This is a genomic window from Leyella lascolaii (assembly GCF_900079775.1).
Lineage (GTDB): Bacteria > Bacteroidota > Bacteroidia > Bacteroidales > Bacteroidaceae > Prevotella > Prevotella lascolaii.
This window is the reverse complement of sequence record NZ_LT556049.1, coordinates 229,249-243,793: the sequence shown is the minus strand read 5'-3', so window position 1 is coordinate 243,793 and position 14,545 is coordinate 229,249. Positions and strand designations below refer to the sequence as shown.

The window sequence follows — 14,545 nt, the reverse complement described above, 5'->3', positions numbered from 1 at the left end:
AATAAAAGGAAAAGGCGGACACGTCATGATGTCCGCCTTTTATGTTTGTTTCCGTATCACGGAGTATGCCTCGCCGCGTGCCGGTCATTCCGCGCTCTCGGTGTATATCACCTGAACCATCACCTGTCCCACGGCTTTCAGAGTGTTCGCGTCGATGTGGTCCATGTCGTCATACACTGTGTGCCATGTCGGACCGAACGAGCTTTGGGCACATTCCGGATGGTATGGTATGATGTCTATGGTGGGTATTCCCGCCTTCTCATTGAGCGGAACGTGGTCGTCGTTCACCATTGTGCCGTCGGTCATCGGGAAATATTCGGCGTAGCCTATGCTGTGGGCGGCTCCCCACACCTTGTTCACGATGTCCTGGGCATAGCTCTTCGATATCCCTTCCTGGTGGAAGCGCGCGCCCTGTCCGCCCACCATGTCGAGCAGAATGCCGTATGCCGCCGTGTAGCCCTCGGGCAGATGGGTAGCCCAGTGCTGCGCTCCGAGAGCCCAGGAGTCGTTGTCCGACGGTGTGTCAGCCCACTCGGGCGTTCCCCAGTCCTCCGCGTCGAAGCACACGAAGTCCACGCCAAGCCTGAGCGTACTGTCGTTCTTGAGTAGCCGTGCCAGCTCAAGCATCACTCCGATGCCGCTCGCTCCGTCGTTGGCTCCCATGACAGGCTTGCGCCAGTTGGCGGTGTCGGGGTCGTTGTCCGCCCACGGGCGCGAGTCCCAGTGTGCGCAGACGATTATCCTTTTCTTCGCTTCCGGGTTGTAGCGTGCTATGATGTTGCAGCTGCGCAAGGTTGTCCCGTCATATCCTTTGAGGTCGGCGCGCTGCCGTTCCACCTCCATTCCGTATGCCTCGAACTTGCTTGCTATCCATTCCCCGCACTCTTCGTGCGCCTTGCTGTTCATTGTCCGCGGACCGAACGAGCACTGTTTAGCCACGAAACTGTAAGCCGAGTCGGCGTTGAACTCCGGTCCTGCGAGTGCCACGGAGTCTGCCGGAGTGTCGCCTGAAGTCTTTTTCGCGTTCCTGCAAGATGCGCACGACGCCGCGGTGATTATCATTGCGGCTGTTATAGCCATTGTTATGCGGATTTGTCTCATTGTCTTCTGTATGTTGTCTGTCATTATTCTGCCGTCCTCATGGCGGCATGTCTCCTTTCTATGCTGTTGTGGCAGCCATGCCCTTCACCGTGTCCATCACCCTCAGCCAGTTGCCTCCCCATATCAGGGCGATGTCCTCCGGGGAGTATCTGCGGCGCAGCAGCATGCGCGTGAAGTTTATCATCTCGCTGCTGTCAGCCATTCCGCTCACCCCGCCGTCGCCGTCGAAGTCGGTGCCTATGCCCACATGGGCGGTCCCCATTATGCTTATGGCATGCTCCAGATGGGCTATGGCGTCGAGTATGGACGCCTCTCCTGCTGTGCGGAGGAATCCGTGGTAGAGCGTGATGTGCATCACTCCGCCCTTACGTGCTATGGCGCGCAGCTGGTCGTCGGTGAGGTTTCGCGGCACGTCGCACAGCGCGCGGCAGTTGGAGTGGGAGCATACTATCGGCGCGCGGCTTATGGACAGCGCGTCGTAGAACGATTTCTCGCCTGCGTGACTCATGTCCACCATCACGCCGAGGTCGTTCATCCGCCTTATCACTTCCGCTCCGAAGGCGCTCACTCCGCCGTGTGTCCCCTTGCTGCGGCGTGCGCTGTCGCAGATGGCATTGTCTCCGTTGTGGCACAGAGTCATGTATACCATGCCCCGGTGTGCGAAGTGGTCGATGTTGTCGAGGCTGTCCTCTATAGCCAGACCGTTCTCTATGCCGAGCATTATGGACTTGCGTCCGAGCCGTTTCGCCTCATACAGGTCGGCTGGAGTGCGCGCTATGGACAGGTGTAGGGCGTTGCGCGCGGCGATGTCCTCTATTTTGTCGAAGATGAGGTCGGCGTAGTCCTTCGGGCTCTCGGTGCCGAACTGCGCCACATCAGCGAACTTCTGTCCTTCGGCGGGCTGCGGAAGATATGCCACCATGGTCACCGCGTCCTGCCGTCCGTCGTCCATCTTGTGCAGGTCCACGAGTATCCTGGGGTCGCGTTCCTCGAATCTTATGCCTTGGGAGAAGAACATCGGGGTGTCGCAATGGGTGTCGAGGGTGAGCGTGGATGCGTGAGTGCGCTTCGCCTCACTGAAGAGTCGTGCCTCGTCAACGAGCCATCTGAAGAGCGGCAGACCGTCCGCGCCCATCCATTCCGGATGCCACTGCACGCCTATCACGGGCTTGTGGCATGTGCTTTCCATCGCCTCTGCCGTGCCGTCGGGCGCGGTCGCCGTTATGCGCATGCCCTTTCCGGGCGACGTCACTGCCTGATGGTGGAAGGAGTTGACGAATATCCGGTCTGCGCCGAATATGCCGTGCAGAGCCGAGTCGGGCTCTATGTCCACGCTGTGTGTAGGTTCCGTGCGGTCGGCTTCCTGCGAGTGCTTTATCAGCTGAGGCGTATGAGGTATGTCCTGACACACCTCTCCGCCCAGTGCGATGGCTATGGTCTGCATGCCGCGGCATATCCCCAGTATGGGCATCTGGCGGTTGCAGGCGAGCCGTGTGGCGAGAAGCTCGGGCAGGTCGCGTGCCTGATTGATGTTGTGCAGACCCGGTTGGGGCTGTTGTCCGCTCCATAGCGGGTTGTGGTCGGCGCCTCCAGTGAGCAGCAGCGCGTCGATGTTGTCGAGCGTGTTGATGATTATGTCTTTGTCGGCAAGCGGCGGAATGATCACGGGCACGCCTCCGGCATCCGCTATCTGAGTGTAGTAGCGGTCGCGCAGCGAGGCGTCTCCGTCGGTGTAGTTTGCCGTTATGCCTATCAGCGGCTTGCGTTCCGCCTCCGGATAAGCCGAGTAAATGTCTTTTGTTATCGCGTTGAGATCAAATGATTTCATTTCTTGCGAGGGGTATTTTGCATGATGCTGTGGTAAACAAAGAGTGCCGCCTGCGGAGGGGAATATGCCTGACGCCCGTCGCCGGAGTCCTGCCGCAGGCTGCGTAGGGCTCAGTCGTCTATGTGTACCGGTATCTCTCTCTTTATGCTCTGTTCGAGCGAGATGAGCGTCTCGGTAGATACCACTCCGGGGATGCCCTGCATCTGGTTGTTGAGAAGGTCCATGAGCTGTTCGTTGTCGCGTGCGTAGAGCTTCACGAGCATGGTGTACGGACCTGTGGTGAAGTGGCATTCCACTATCTCGGGTATGCTCAGCAGACGCTGCACCACGTTCTTGTACATGCTGCCGCGCTCGAGATTGAGACCTACGTATGTGCATGTGGTGTAGCCGATGCTCTTCGGATTGACGTCGAAACCGCTTCCGGTGATCACTCCGTCTTCCACAAGATGCTGCACGCGCTGGTGTATCGCGGCTCTTGAAACGCCGCATTCGGCTGCCACATCCTTAAAAGGTATGCGGGCATTCTTTGATAGTATCCCGAGAATCTTCTTGTCGAGTCTGTCTATTTTTTCCATTATGACTTGTTTTTAATTTTACTTTTTGAAAGCAAATGTAGTCAATTCCCATGACATGGACAACAATATTTGTATTAAAAATATGCTAATTGTTTACATTGTGACATCTTGCCGTGACGGGGGAAGGGTCGGTGACGGAGCGTTGCGGAGAACGGAAACCGCCGTGACGGGGACGCATGGCTGTCGTGATGGAGTGGGGACGGCACGCCTTTTGCCTGCCGCGCGGTGTGGGGAGACGGCTTTTCAGATGTGGTAAAAAATCATTACACCAGCCTTCATGAGACCGCGCCATTTGCAGACGGAAAGGCTTTTGCCGCCGTATACGCTGATTTTGGAGAGATTAGATAAACTTTTGAGTGTCAGCGTATTATACATATCGCTCCGCAGAAGACGCCTTTCGGTGATGCGGAACGGGCTCTTCCGCACTGCCAAAAAGCCTTTCCTGCGGTGTGATATTGGCTTTATGGCGTGGCGGAACATGCTTTTCCGTGCGATGTTTCGGTCGTGGAGCGCGTACGGAATGTGATTTATGCGCTGTAGGATGGTGTTTTTCAGATGTACGACATATGCCGTTCCGGTTTCAGGCGGTGTGTGTCCCGTTGTGCGCTCTGTAGAATGCCGGTTGACGGCATGCCTTTTTCCGGTAAATTTATTTGACATTAAGAATCGACCGGACGATGTGTACGTTCCCGTTGAAGCATGCGTGCGGCGGTGGAGCGGTGCGGACGGAGCACATGCGGACATGCCTTTTATGGCGCGGTCTATGGCGGTATCGGCATATATAATAAGGTATTTGTATGATAAAAAAGCCGGGCACCGCACTGTCATTGTGCGATGCCCGGCTTGGTGTTTGCGTGCCGTAGGCTGTCAGTATTGTTTCAGCTGACATACCGTCATTTCTTTCCGGCAGCCGCTTTTCTTCTTTCCGCTCTTGTCTTCCTGACTGTCCGGGCGTCTTTCTTTGAGCTGTCGCCCGTGTTCTTCAGACTCTCCTGAGCAGGCTCGGGCTTGTCTATGCCCACCAGCTCGACGGTGAAGATGAGTGTGGAGTAAGGCTTTATCTTTCCTGCCTGACGTGCTCCGTAACCCAGATTCTGCGGTATGTACAGTTCCCACTTGCTGCCCACAGGCATCATCGTGAGAGCTTCGGTCCATCCCTTTATCACCTCGTCGGCGCGGAAGGCGGTGGGTTCCGGACCGCGCTTGTAGGAGCTGTCGAACTCGGTGCCGTCGATGAGCTTGCCCTCATATCTCACTTTCACCCTGTCGGTGGCTTTAGGAGTCTCGCCTGTGCCCTCCTTTATCACCTTATATTGCAGTCCGCTTGCCGTGGTCTTCACTCCCTCCTTTGCGGCGTTGGCTGTGAGCCACTGCTCGTTCTCGCTCTTGTATGCCTGCTCCTTGCGGTAGTTCTCAGCCTCGCTTACCTTTGTGAAGAGCTGTGCAGCCGACTTCACGTCCATCAGGGTGGTGTCGCTGAGCACTCCTGCTATGAATGCCGTGTTGTAGATGTCCTTGTTTATGGCGTACTTTGTGCCTTCAAACTGCTTTGTGGCAGACGGAAGCATGCGCTGCTCCACCAGCCGCGCTATCTGCATTCCGGCGTTGCGGGCGGTGAACTTCGGGTCGCCTGCTGATGCTATGGCGTCCTTGTAGCCCTGGATGAAGTCCTGGATGTAGGCTGTGTCGACGTTGTATTCCTGCTGTATGTAGCTCAGCAGTCCGCGTGTTGACGCCATGCCTGCCGCATAGCTGATGGAGTCGGAAGGTGTGACGAGCTTCAGCGGCTCCGCCTTCACCTCTGTCTTGTCCTTCTTCTTTTTCTTCTTGTTGTCCGGAGTCGTTCCGTAGGCAGCCGTCGCCATCATTATGACGGCGAGCAATAAAATCTTTTTCATTTTCTTATGAAACGTTTACGTTAGGTTCGGAGTTTTTATGTTGCAACAGGGCGGTATCTTTTCTGATTGAAAAAAGCACCGCCCTGTTGTGTTAGAGTCATTTCTGAGGTATATGATTTTTATTTCTTCGGATCGACCTCCAAGAGCTCAATCTTGAATATAAGAGTAGAGAATGGCTTTATCTCTGTCTGCTCACGGTCGCCGTAAGCGAGCTCCTGCGGGATGTATACTTCCCATACCGAGCCTGCGGGCATGCGTGTGAGAGCCTCTGTCCATCCCTTTATCACCTGGTTGGCACGCATTGTGATAGGAGCCTTTCTCTTGTAAGAGCTGTCGAACACCTTACCGTCGATGAGCTTGCCCTCATAGTTCACCTTCACTAAAGAGGTGTCCTTGGGAAGCGGACCGTTGCCTTCCTTTATCACCTTGTACTGGAGTCCTGACGGCAGAGTCTTCACTCCGGGCTTCTTCTTGTTGGCTTCGAGCCACTTCTCGCCTGCCTTCTTGTTCTCGCTGAAGCGGTCGGCGATAGACTTTGTCCTTATCTCCATCATCTTGACCTGTGCGAGCTGCTGTGCCTGTTCGGGTGTCATGAGTCCCTTCTTGCCCGTAGCGCCGGTGATGAATCCTGCGAGCAGGTTCTTCATAGAGATGCTCTTGGTGGAGTCATTGCCGAAAAGCTCGTGGTTGATGCCTTTCACCATGCGGTTTGAAATCTGCTGTCCGATGTTTATACCGGCGTAGTATGCAGCCTTCTTCTTGTCCTCACCGGCGTTGGCACCGTCTTTCAGACCTTTTATGAAAGCGTCCATGTAGGTGGTGTCTATCTCCATCTGAGCGAGATACTCCCTCAGTCCCTGCGACTGGGCGATACCCATGGCGTAGCTCATCGTGTCTACGTCGCTCTTGAGATTGGGTTTTGAAGCTGAGTCGCCGCACGATGTCATGAATCCGGCGACGGTGATAGCCATTGCGGCTACGATTGTAATTTTTCTCATTTTCTTGTGTTTCGTTATTTTGTTTTCCTTGTTCCTGTTTTTTGCTCAGACCACCTCGATGAGCTCCACGTCGAACACGAGAGCCGCGAACGGAGGTATTGACGCTCCCGCACCGTTCTCACCGTAGCCCAGATGGTAAGGGATGAAGAACCTGTATTTCGCACCTTCCTGCATGAGCTGCAGTCCTTCGGTCCATCCCTTTATCACTCCGTTGAGCGGGAATGTGGCAGGTTCGCCGCGCTGTATGGAGCTGTCGAAGAGCGTTCCGTCCACGAGCATGCCCTCATAGTGGCACTTCACCTTGTCGGTGGCTTTCGGTCTGCGGCCGTTGCCTTCCTTTATCACCTGATATTGCAGTCCGCTGGGCAGTGTCACCACGCCTTCCTTCTTGGCGTTCTCGGCAAGATATGCCTCGCCTTTTTCCTTTGTCTCCTTGAACTTCTCGGCTGCCGCGGCGCGCTGCTTAGCCTCTTGCTTCTCGAAGAAATCCTTTACGAGCGTCTGCGCTTCGGCATCGTCTATTTCCGGCTTCTTGCCTGCGAGAATGTCCTTTATTGCTTTTGCGAAATCGTCGATGTCCAGATTGTCCGCGCCCATCTGCGATAGTTGGCGGCCGATGCCGAGTCCCAGGGCGTAACTTACTTTATCCATAAAATGTCAGAATGTTGTTGTGATATTATAATATTGTTTGTCTATCAAGTGCGCAAAGTTACATATTTTATCTGACAGCATTGTCATTATTATGTGAAAAATACTAATTTTGTGGTTAATTAGCTTTTTGCGCTTGTCTTTTGATTATCATGGCGTTTGGCGGAACGGCGCGTGCGGTGCCTCCGGCGTGTGCTGACTGAAGTGCGGGCGCGGCGGCTGAGGTTTACTAAAAAAGAATTTCAATATGAAAAAACTGGTGTTTCTTACAGGAGCGGGAATGTCTGTGGAAAGCGGTTTCAAGACATTCCGGGGCAGTGACGGGCTGTGGGAGAACTATCCCGTGGAGCAGGTGGCTTCGCACGAGGGATGGAACGCCGACCCGGAACTTGTGACAGGGTTCTACAACATGTTGCGGAAGAAGCTTTACGGAGCGCAGCCCAACGAGGGACACAGGCTCATACAGAGTCTGGAGAGGATGTATGACGTGACGGTGATAACGCAGAACGTGGACAACCTCCATGAGCGTGCGGGATCGTCGAAGGTGATACATCTGCACGGCGAACTGACGAAGGTGTGCTCCAGCCGCGACCCCGACGACCCGCGCTGGCAGGTGGAGCTGGGTCCGGACAACTGTGAGGTGAAGCCCGGAACGCGCGCCGGTGACGGCTCGCTGCTGCGTCCTTTCATCGTGTTCTTCGGTGAGGCGGTGCCCATGATATCGGCAGCCGCCGAACAGGCGTCACAAGCCGACGTGTTCGTAATAGTGGGCACATCGCTCAATGTGTATCCCGCAGCGGGTCTGGTGCAGAATGTCCGTCCGTCGGTACCGGTGTATATAATAGACCCCGAGCCTGTGACGGCACCGTCGCGGCGTGACGTCACCCACATAGAAAAGGGCGCGAGCGAGGGCATGAAAGAGCTTTGCGGTCTGCTCGGAGCAGTGTGACGGAAGGGCGGCTGTGCGGTGTCAGTCGAACAGCCATTCCCTTCTGTATCCTTTGCCCGGCTCTTCGCAGCGCAGGAACATGTCGCGCATGTTTATTGTAATCTTTCCGTAGTGCTCTATTATGTTCAGACCTACGCAGCCGTCCTCGGCGTTCTCGTCGCCGCCGACAGCCGTGCCGGTGCCTGAGAGCTTTTTTCCGGTGTGGAGGTCGATGCCTGTCTCGACGGAGACAGAGTCGATGTCGGCTTCCGCGCCGCCTATCCTCAGGCGCAGTGAGGGCAGTGTGTAGCTGTGCTGCATCTCCACTCCGCCCACTCCAGCCATGCGCATGGAGTCGGCGATGCCCGTGTCTCTCACCTCCGTCTCGTGCGCCCTGTACCACCGTGTGTTCATCGACGTGTGGTAGTCGCCCGTGTCGAAGTGCATGAGAAGCGGCTTTCCGTCCTTGTCCTCTATCCTTAAAGTCATGTTGCGCGAGTCTTTCATCATCATGTTCGGACCTTCATCCGGCAGCGGAGTGGGCTTTTCGGGCACGGTGATGAGGTGAGCGGAGCAGTCTATCTGCAGTTCCTTCATTGCGTTGAGCATCGGTACGCCTACGGTGAGATGCCATCCGCGCTCCAGCACCTTGTCCGCCTCGCTGTTGCCTGTCTTTATGTCCACCACGACAAATGGCACGTTTGCCCACGCCATGCCACGCCCTATGCGCAGTGTGTCGGCTATGGCTATGCGTCCGGTCTGTACGCCCAGTCCCATCATTCTTATGTCCGCGCCGATGTAACGCAGCCCAAGTCTGTCGGCTTCTTCGGGCGGAACGATGTTCACTCCGGCTCCGGTGTCTATCGCTATGGCTGTCGGTCTGCCGTTGACGCTGCCGTTCACCGTAAGGAATCCTCCCTTGCGGTAGCCGTGCAGACGCCCGTCGATGTAGAACGACGCGCTGTATGTGCCCGGCTCATGCAGCTGACGGTACAGCGGAGCCTCCGCCGCGTATGCGCGGAAGATGCCTGCCTCCTCCGCCATAGCGCCAAGCAAATGGGTGCCGGAAGCCTGACCCTGTGCGCCGGACGCTCTCATCCGCACCGCCATACTGTCGAGAAACTCCGCCGCCTCGGCATATCTGCCTGCTCCGGCAAGGTTTCTGCCCATGAGGAAAGCCATGCTCATATAGCTCTCCGTGCCCAGTTCAGCCTGATTCTCCCGCAGCAGAGAGCCGATGTGGAGGCATGCCTCGGCGGGCCGGTTGAAGTAGTGCGCGGTGAGAGCCGACGCCAGCCGGTGCATGAAAGGCGACAGCCGCCGCGCCTCGGACGAGCGCATCATCCGCTCAAGTGCGAAATAGTCCGACCCGTTAATCAGTTCTCCTGCCCTCCGGTCGGCGTCCTGTGCTGCGGCATGCCATGCTCCGCACATTATTATAAAGGCAATTATTACGCTTCTTCTCATAAGTCTGCACAGATTGTATTGTCGTCAGGCTGTCACGGCGCGGTCTGTCATGCGTAGTGCGGAAGCCTTACTCCCACACCATGTCGAACCGGTCGCACTCGCCTGTGCGGTGAGCCAGATGCTTCGTAGCGGGCGATATGCCGAACAGCGGAGAGTATGTGCTCACCCTGATGGTCTTTCCGTCGGGCATGAACTCCAGTATGCGGAGCCATCCGTCGCCTCCGTTGCCTTCCCAGCCACCACCGAGTGTCTGCACGTTGAACATCATCTGGTGTACGTATTTGCCTGCCGAGTTCTTGTCCTTACGGTATGCCACGTTGTCCTCAAAGTCACCCGGCTTGCCCGTATGTCCGCACATCACCAGTTCGATATTCTTGCAAGGGAACACCAGCTTGTCCCATACGTCCTGTCCGTAGTTGCGCGGATTTATCCTGTAGTCCTCGTTCTCGGTGCGCTCTGCGGTGCGTTCCCACAGGAAGGAATGCAGCAGGAGCATTATCTTATGGTCCTTATACTTGTTGTCGGCGAGGTCTTTCGCCCAGTTGAGCACCTCGTCGCGCGGAGCCCATTCCACGGCTATGACGAGCATCTTGCCCCAAGCCTTGTCCTCGAACTCGTATGCCGCGTTCTCGAGCGACACCTTTCCCTCGCGGTTGGGGAACGCGCTCACCACGCAGTCTGCCCACTTGCTGTTGCGCTCGAAGGGGAAGTACTCGGGGAAATGGGTGAATCCCTCGTCGCCCCTGACATATCCGTACTCATGGTTTCCGGTGGAAATGATGTACGGCACCTTGTTGTCGAGACGCTTCATGCAGTGAGACGCCCACTCCCACATCTGTTTGCTGGTCTGGTTGAGCATCGCTCTGTTGCGCACGATGTTCTCGTTCTGCTCCACGAGGTCGCCCGTGCACAGCACCGCCTTGATGTTAAGGTTGTCGATGTTGTCGGCACACCATGCCGTGGTAAGTTCGAAAATGGGCTGGTTGATGTCGTATTTCACGTAGCCCTGGGGGTCGCCCAACAGAATCATGGAGAAGGAGTTGGGGTCGGAGAGATGCTGTCGGTCAGCCCTGTCCTGCGCTGTTGCGGTGAGTGAGCAAAGCATTGCTGCTGTTGCGATGATAATGTTTCTCATATTCATGACATGTTTGTTTTAAGATTCTTTTTATGATGACGGAACCAGACTGGGGCGACATCAGTTTGGGAAAACTGAGTTTTACCATAACAGATATTGCCGAGCCGCCGCCTGAGTTCTACAAAGTCAGTGCAAGGCGAGTGCAGCATCAGTTTGGGAAAACGCAGTTTTATCAAAACAGATATTGCCGAGCCGCCGCCTGAGTTCTACAAAGTCAGTGCAAGGCGAGTGCAGCATCAGTTTGGGAAAACGCAGTTTTATCAAAACAGATACTGCCGAGCCGCTGCCTGACTTCTACAAAGTTAGTGAAAGCCCGACTTATAGACAAATGATAAACCAATTTTTTATAAAATTTCACACAGCGCGAAAAAGCACTCACGGCATGTGTGTACGGGCGACCGGAGGACTGTGATGCCGCCTCTGTTTTTTATTCTTCCGGTTACGGAAATGTACCGATGCGTTTTTTACAATGGCTTAATGCGGTGAGTCCGACAACATTTACGGATTGCGGTTAAGCCAGAATATAGGAACGGGAAAGCGCGTGGCGGCGGTAAAAAATTTTGACAACGGAACTTCTCAAAATAGAGAGCGTGACGCATGCCTGCGCTTGCCGCGCGATGCTGAAAAGGCTTTCAGGATGCCGCCATGTGTCTACGGTATGTCCGTGTAAATGTTCTTATTCCGAAATATCCGCTCCATGACGTTGCCGGAATCACTGTCACTCACTGCGGAATGTACTCTCCGGAGGTGCTGAAAAGCCTGTTCTGCATTGCTGAAAAGCCCGTTTCGCGGCATGGAAGAGCCTCTTTCGCGGTGCGGAATGATGTTTTTTATGATATGAAAAACAGTAATCGGTTGTATGCCAGAGTGTTATATAAAATGCAGAATACCCGCGTATTTGCAGCCGGATGTGTGCCGACGTGCGAATACGCGGGTATTATTGAGATGTCGATGGATGATTTCACTGCAAATGTGTCATGTCTTCCGTGTGCGGACATTGCATAAACCGTGTCACTGCACCAGCGACGACACGGGGTTGCGCAGTCCCTTGTAGCCCACGAGGAACGCCTTTGCCGAGCCGAACTTCAGGAACATGTCGAGCCTTACGGGTATGTGGTTGGCGTCGTCGCTCACATAGAAGCGCACTATCTCCTTGTATTTGCCTTTCTCAAGTTCGAGGTATGATAGTTGCAGACAGCGGTATTTCCGTCCGTTGTCCGCCTTTATGACGGTCTTTCCCCGGTATACCAGCCGTGCGGGAGTGGTCTTCCTCCCGTCCGCGATGGGGAAGCTTATCACGTTGCCCGTCTTCCATCCCTCCGGATTGAAGGAGCGCGCGCGCAGGAAAATGTTCATCATGTCGTAGCTGCACTCATCGGGTGATATGTCCTTCCATGTGTGTTTGCCGTCGTGTTTCTGGCGGTGCATCTTCATCTTCTGCTGTCCGTCGGAGTATGAGTAGAACACTTCGTCGACGGTGTATCGCGAACCCTCGCGCGCGCCTTTGCGGTAGTAGAGCGGTTCCATGGCAAGGCTGCTGTAACACAACAGCGTGTCGCGCAGCACGAAGAGGTCGTCCACGCGATTGTTTCCTCGCGTTGTGAGTGACGCCCTGTATGCCTTTCTCCCGTTGTAGTGGCTTTCCACGGTAGACATGCTTGCGTTTCCTGCCTTCACCCAGATGAATTTCCAGTTGTAGTAAAGGTTGTAGGAGAGGAACTCTCCCGACTTGAACGCCGTGTTCTTGTATGTGCACTGTGCCGCCGCCACCGTGGTGATGAGCGTCAGCAACATTATTGCGAAGGAGTGTTTTCTTATGTCCATAGTCTTATGCTTATGATGGTTGTAGGACTGTATGTCCTATTTTTTCTGCCGTTTCAGTCTCTTCTGCATCTGTTTCTGCATCTCCGGAAGATATTCTATTCCCAGTTTGCGTGCCCGTTCGGCGTTGCGCTGCTTCACCTGCCTGGTCTGCTCAGCCTTCTGTTTGGTTATCTGCGACGGCTTCTGTCGTGTCAGCACCGTTGCCCTCGGGCTCCATGTCTTGCTTATGTCCCACTTCTCGCGGCACTCGACGGGTTCGGGATAGTAGAACACTTCCTCCGCCTGGCGTCCCGAGGCGTAGTCGCCCGTGTCCCATATGCCGTTGTTGTTTGAGTCGACGAACATCCTGAGGTAGTAGCGTCCGGGCTTGATGTAGAAGAATTCTGCCGTCGTTCCGCTTGTCTTGACCTCTTTCACGGGTTTGTCCGACGTGTCGAGCAGCTGCACGACGATGGGTTGTCCGTCCGTGCCGTTGATGGAGAGGAGGAGCGTTCCGAACTCGCTGAGCGCGCTCACCTTGAATCCCTGTTTCAGCTTTTTGGTGCTCTTGCCGTATATGTCGGTGAATGCGGCGGAGTCGATTTCAAGACTGTACTCTATGTCGGGCTTCCATTCGCCCATGAGTACATACTTACGCAGGTGCAGCTCGGGCGTTCCTGCGTATGTGGTGTCGGCGTGGTCGAGCGTGTCCTTGCGGTCGGGAAGCAGCTCGAACGGCGCGTTGTACCACAGCGTGTCGCGCTTGGAGTAGAGGTGTATCTTGCTTATGTCGATGTGGGCGAGCGGTGTCTTGAACTCAAAGTGTATGTTCTCGTCAGGCCGCAGCTTCTGTGGCACGGATATGTCGTAGTCGAGCGGTTCGGGCGGCATGATGGAGTCGTATGGCTGTCCGCGCTTCTTTCTCCGCTCCTGCTGCTTCTGCCATTCCTCGAACGACTTCTTCTTTTCCTTCATCCGCCTCTCGTACGGCTTTTTGGAGAGCATCTGCAGCGTGTCGGTCTGCAGTTGCAGGTGTCCCAGCGTGTCGGTAGCCATGTATCTGAGCTGCACGTTGAGCGTGTCGCGGTTGACCAGTGTGGTGTCCTTCAGCCAGTAAGTCACGGTGTCGCGCTTCTCCGAGTGCTCTATGATGAAGGCGTCGGAGGAGTCGAAACCAATGCCTTTTATCTGCGGCAGGCTGTCGTTTCCGTAGCTGAAGAAGAACGTGAAGTGGTCGGGCTCCTGCCGTTCGCTCTTGATGAGGTATCTGTCTGTGAGCGGCTCGGTGAACGCCTTGAGCACTATGTCGTCGGGTATGAACCGCGTGTATCCCACTTTAGAGATGCTTTTTATGCGGAGTGAGTCGAGCCATGTGGTGTCCTGGCGTGTGGCACCGGTAGTGGACGGTGTGATGATGTCGGTGGTGAAGGCTATCTTCTCGCTCTTCTGGCTGAACTTGTAGTCGCCGTCCATGTCCTGCAAGGCGTATATGCGGTAGCTTCCCGGAGCCACTCCCTTTATGACGAACTGTCCCCTGCTGTCGGTGCGCGCTATCCTTATCATCGGCGACGACACGAAAGCCGAGTCAGCCATGTCGCTGTACAGTCCCACGAGAATGCCTTTTATGGGTTCCAGATTCTCTGCCTCGAGCACGTGTCCGGACACTTGCAGGGTGTCTATCCGGTCGCCCGTGGAGAAGGTGTAGGCGTAGTTGCCGAGCGGGTTGCCCTCGTTGTTGTCTGAAATGGCGTCGCTGAAGTCTATCGTATAGGTGGTGTTGGCGCGCAGGGAGTCCTTCAGCTCAACCTCGATTTTCTTTCCCGCGCTCTTTATCTCAGGCATCTCAGCCTGCGGAGGAGACACCACCACCTTCTCCGTGGCGTTGTCTATCTTGACAAACTCGTCGAAGAAGATGCTTATCTTCTGCTGTCTCACGTTCGTGGCACCGTCGTCCGGTGACGCGCCGATGACGCTCGGCGGGGTCTCGTCGTACCATCCCCCGTCGGGCTGACCCATCCTTGCGCACGACATCACGGCAGCAATGACTGCCATGCACAGCGGCAGCATCGCCTTGCGCATGATGTGTGTACGTCGGCGGTAGCCCGTACTGTTGTGTGGATATGTCGTTTTCTCAGCCTTGTCCATTCTTCATTGTCTTTATGCG

Annotated in this window: 12 protein-coding genes; 1 reads left to right on the top strand and 11 read right to left on the bottom strand. The window is 55.4% G+C overall.

What is annotated here, in order from left to right:
- Window positions 1-84: 84 nt before the first annotated feature.
- The 7 genes from BN4609_RS11355 to bamJ (BN4609_RS11325) form a co-directional block, all read right to left on the bottom strand.
- Window positions 85-1,101 carry a M28 family peptidase gene (locus BN4609_RS11355; RefSeq protein WP_068856975.1) on the bottom strand — a complete coding sequence of 339 codons (1,017 nt, stop codon included), beginning with the start codon at window positions 1,099-1,101 and terminating at the stop codon, window positions 85-87.
- Between the two features lie 58 nt (window positions 1,102-1,159).
- On the bottom strand, window positions 1,160-2,929 hold the full coding sequence (locus tag BN4609_RS11350) for a membrane dipeptidase (RefSeq protein WP_068856767.1): 1,770 nt from the start codon (window positions 2,927-2,929) through the stop codon (window positions 1,160-1,162).
- A 110-nt stretch (window positions 2,930-3,039) separates the two neighbouring features.
- Window positions 3,040-3,504 carry an Lrp/AsnC family transcriptional regulator gene (locus tag BN4609_RS11345; protein ID WP_021992779.1) on the bottom strand — a complete coding sequence of 155 codons (465 nt, stop codon included), beginning with the start codon at window positions 3,502-3,504 and terminating at the stop codon, window positions 3,040-3,042.
- 243 nt (window positions 3,505-3,747) lie between these two features.
- Window positions 3,748-4,164, bottom strand: coding sequence for a hypothetical protein (locus BN4609_RS11340; protein WP_164071665.1), 417 nt, complete (start codon window positions 4,162-4,164; stop codon window positions 3,748-3,750).
- A gap of 233 nt (window positions 4,165-4,397) precedes the next feature.
- Window positions 4,398-5,402 (bottom strand): BamJ family beta-barrel-assembly machinery protein, encoded by a 1,005-nt coding sequence (gene bamJ / locus BN4609_RS11335; RefSeq protein WP_068856765.1) that lies wholly within the window; start codon window positions 5,400-5,402, stop codon window positions 4,398-4,400.
- A gap of 119 nt (window positions 5,403-5,521) precedes the next feature.
- A complete protein-coding gene (bamJ, locus tag BN4609_RS11330) occupies window positions 5,522-6,400 on the bottom strand; it encodes a BamJ family beta-barrel-assembly machinery protein (RefSeq protein WP_068856764.1) in 879 nt (292 codons plus the stop codon).
- A 45-nt stretch (window positions 6,401-6,445) separates the two neighbouring features.
- Entirely contained in the window at window positions 6,446-7,051 is a 606-nt protein-coding gene (bamJ, locus tag BN4609_RS11325; protein WP_068856763.1) for a BamJ family beta-barrel-assembly machinery protein, read from the bottom strand.
- Between the two features lie 244 nt (window positions 7,052-7,295).
- Between bamJ (BN4609_RS11325) and BN4609_RS11320 the strand changes: the two genes are divergently transcribed.
- A complete protein-coding gene (locus BN4609_RS11320) occupies window positions 7,296-7,997 on the top strand; it encodes an SIR2 family NAD-dependent protein deacylase (RefSeq protein WP_068856762.1) in 702 nt (233 codons plus the stop codon).
- 21 nt (window positions 7,998-8,018) lie between these two features.
- On the opposite strand, the gene BN4609_RS11315 is transcribed toward BN4609_RS11320, so the two are convergent.
- From BN4609_RS11315 to BN4609_RS11295, 4 genes are all read right to left on the bottom strand, one after another.
- On the bottom strand, window positions 8,019-9,443 hold the full coding sequence (locus tag BN4609_RS11315; RefSeq protein ID WP_068856761.1) for a retropepsin-like aspartic protease: 1,425 nt from the start codon (window positions 9,441-9,443) through the stop codon (window positions 8,019-8,021).
- A gap of 67 nt (window positions 9,444-9,510) precedes the next feature.
- Entirely contained in the window at window positions 9,511-10,584 is a 1,074-nt protein-coding gene (locus BN4609_RS11310) for a metallophosphoesterase (protein ID WP_068856760.1), read from the bottom strand.
- A 1,005-nt stretch (window positions 10,585-11,589) separates the two neighbouring features.
- Window positions 11,590-12,402: a DUF3108 domain-containing protein gene (locus BN4609_RS11300; RefSeq protein WP_021993534.1), complete on the bottom strand. Its 813-nt coding sequence runs from the start codon at window positions 12,400-12,402 to the stop codon at window positions 11,590-11,592.
- Window positions 12,403-12,438: 36 nt separating this feature from the next.
- Window positions 12,439-14,526 carry an Ig-like domain-containing protein gene (locus BN4609_RS11295; protein WP_021993535.1) on the bottom strand — a complete coding sequence of 696 codons (2,088 nt, stop codon included), beginning with the start codon at window positions 14,524-14,526 and terminating at the stop codon, window positions 12,439-12,441.
- Window positions 14,527-14,545 lie beyond the last annotated feature (19 nt).

Bases quoted from the DNA above. Each gene is read 5' to 3' on its own strand.
- BN4609_RS11355 (WP_068856975.1), bottom strand. From the start codon at position 1,101: ATGAGACAAATCCGCATAACAATGGCTATAACAGCCGCAATGATAATC.
- BN4609_RS11350 (WP_068856767.1), bottom strand. From the start codon at position 2,929: ATGAAATCATTTGATCTCAACGCGATAACAAAAGACATTTACTCGGCT.
- BN4609_RS11345 (WP_021992779.1), bottom strand. From the start codon at position 3,504: ATGGAAAAAATAGACAGACTCGACAAGAAGATTCTCGGGATACTATCA.
- BN4609_RS11340 (WP_164071665.1), bottom strand. From the start codon at position 4,164: ATGTCAAATAAATTTACCGGAAAAAGGCATGCCGTCAACCGGCATTCT.
- bamJ (WP_068856765.1), bottom strand. From the start codon at position 5,402: ATGAAAAAGATTTTATTGCTCGCCGTCATAATGATGGCGACGGCTGCC.
- bamJ (WP_068856764.1), bottom strand. From the start codon at position 6,400: ATGAGAAAAATTACAATCGTAGCCGCAATGGCTATCACCGTCGCCGGA.
- bamJ (WP_068856763.1), bottom strand. From the start codon at position 7,051: ATGGATAAAGTAAGTTACGCCCTGGGACTCGGCATCGGCCGCCAACTA.
- BN4609_RS11320 (WP_068856762.1), top strand. From the start codon at position 7,296: ATGAAAAAACTGGTGTTTCTTACAGGAGCGGGAATGTCTGTGGAAAGC.
- BN4609_RS11315 (WP_068856761.1), bottom strand. From the start codon at position 9,443: ATGAGAAGAAGCGTAATAATTGCCTTTATAATAATGTGCGGAGCATGG.
- BN4609_RS11310 (WP_068856760.1), bottom strand. From the start codon at position 10,584: ATGAATATGAGAAACATTATCATCGCAACAGCAGCAATGCTTTGCTCA.
- BN4609_RS11300 (WP_021993534.1), bottom strand. From the start codon at position 12,402: ATGGACATAAGAAAACACTCCTTCGCAATAATGTTGCTGACGCTCATC.
- BN4609_RS11295 (WP_021993535.1), bottom strand. From the start codon at position 14,526: ATGGACAAGGCTGAGAAAACGACATATCCACACAACAGTACGGGCTAC.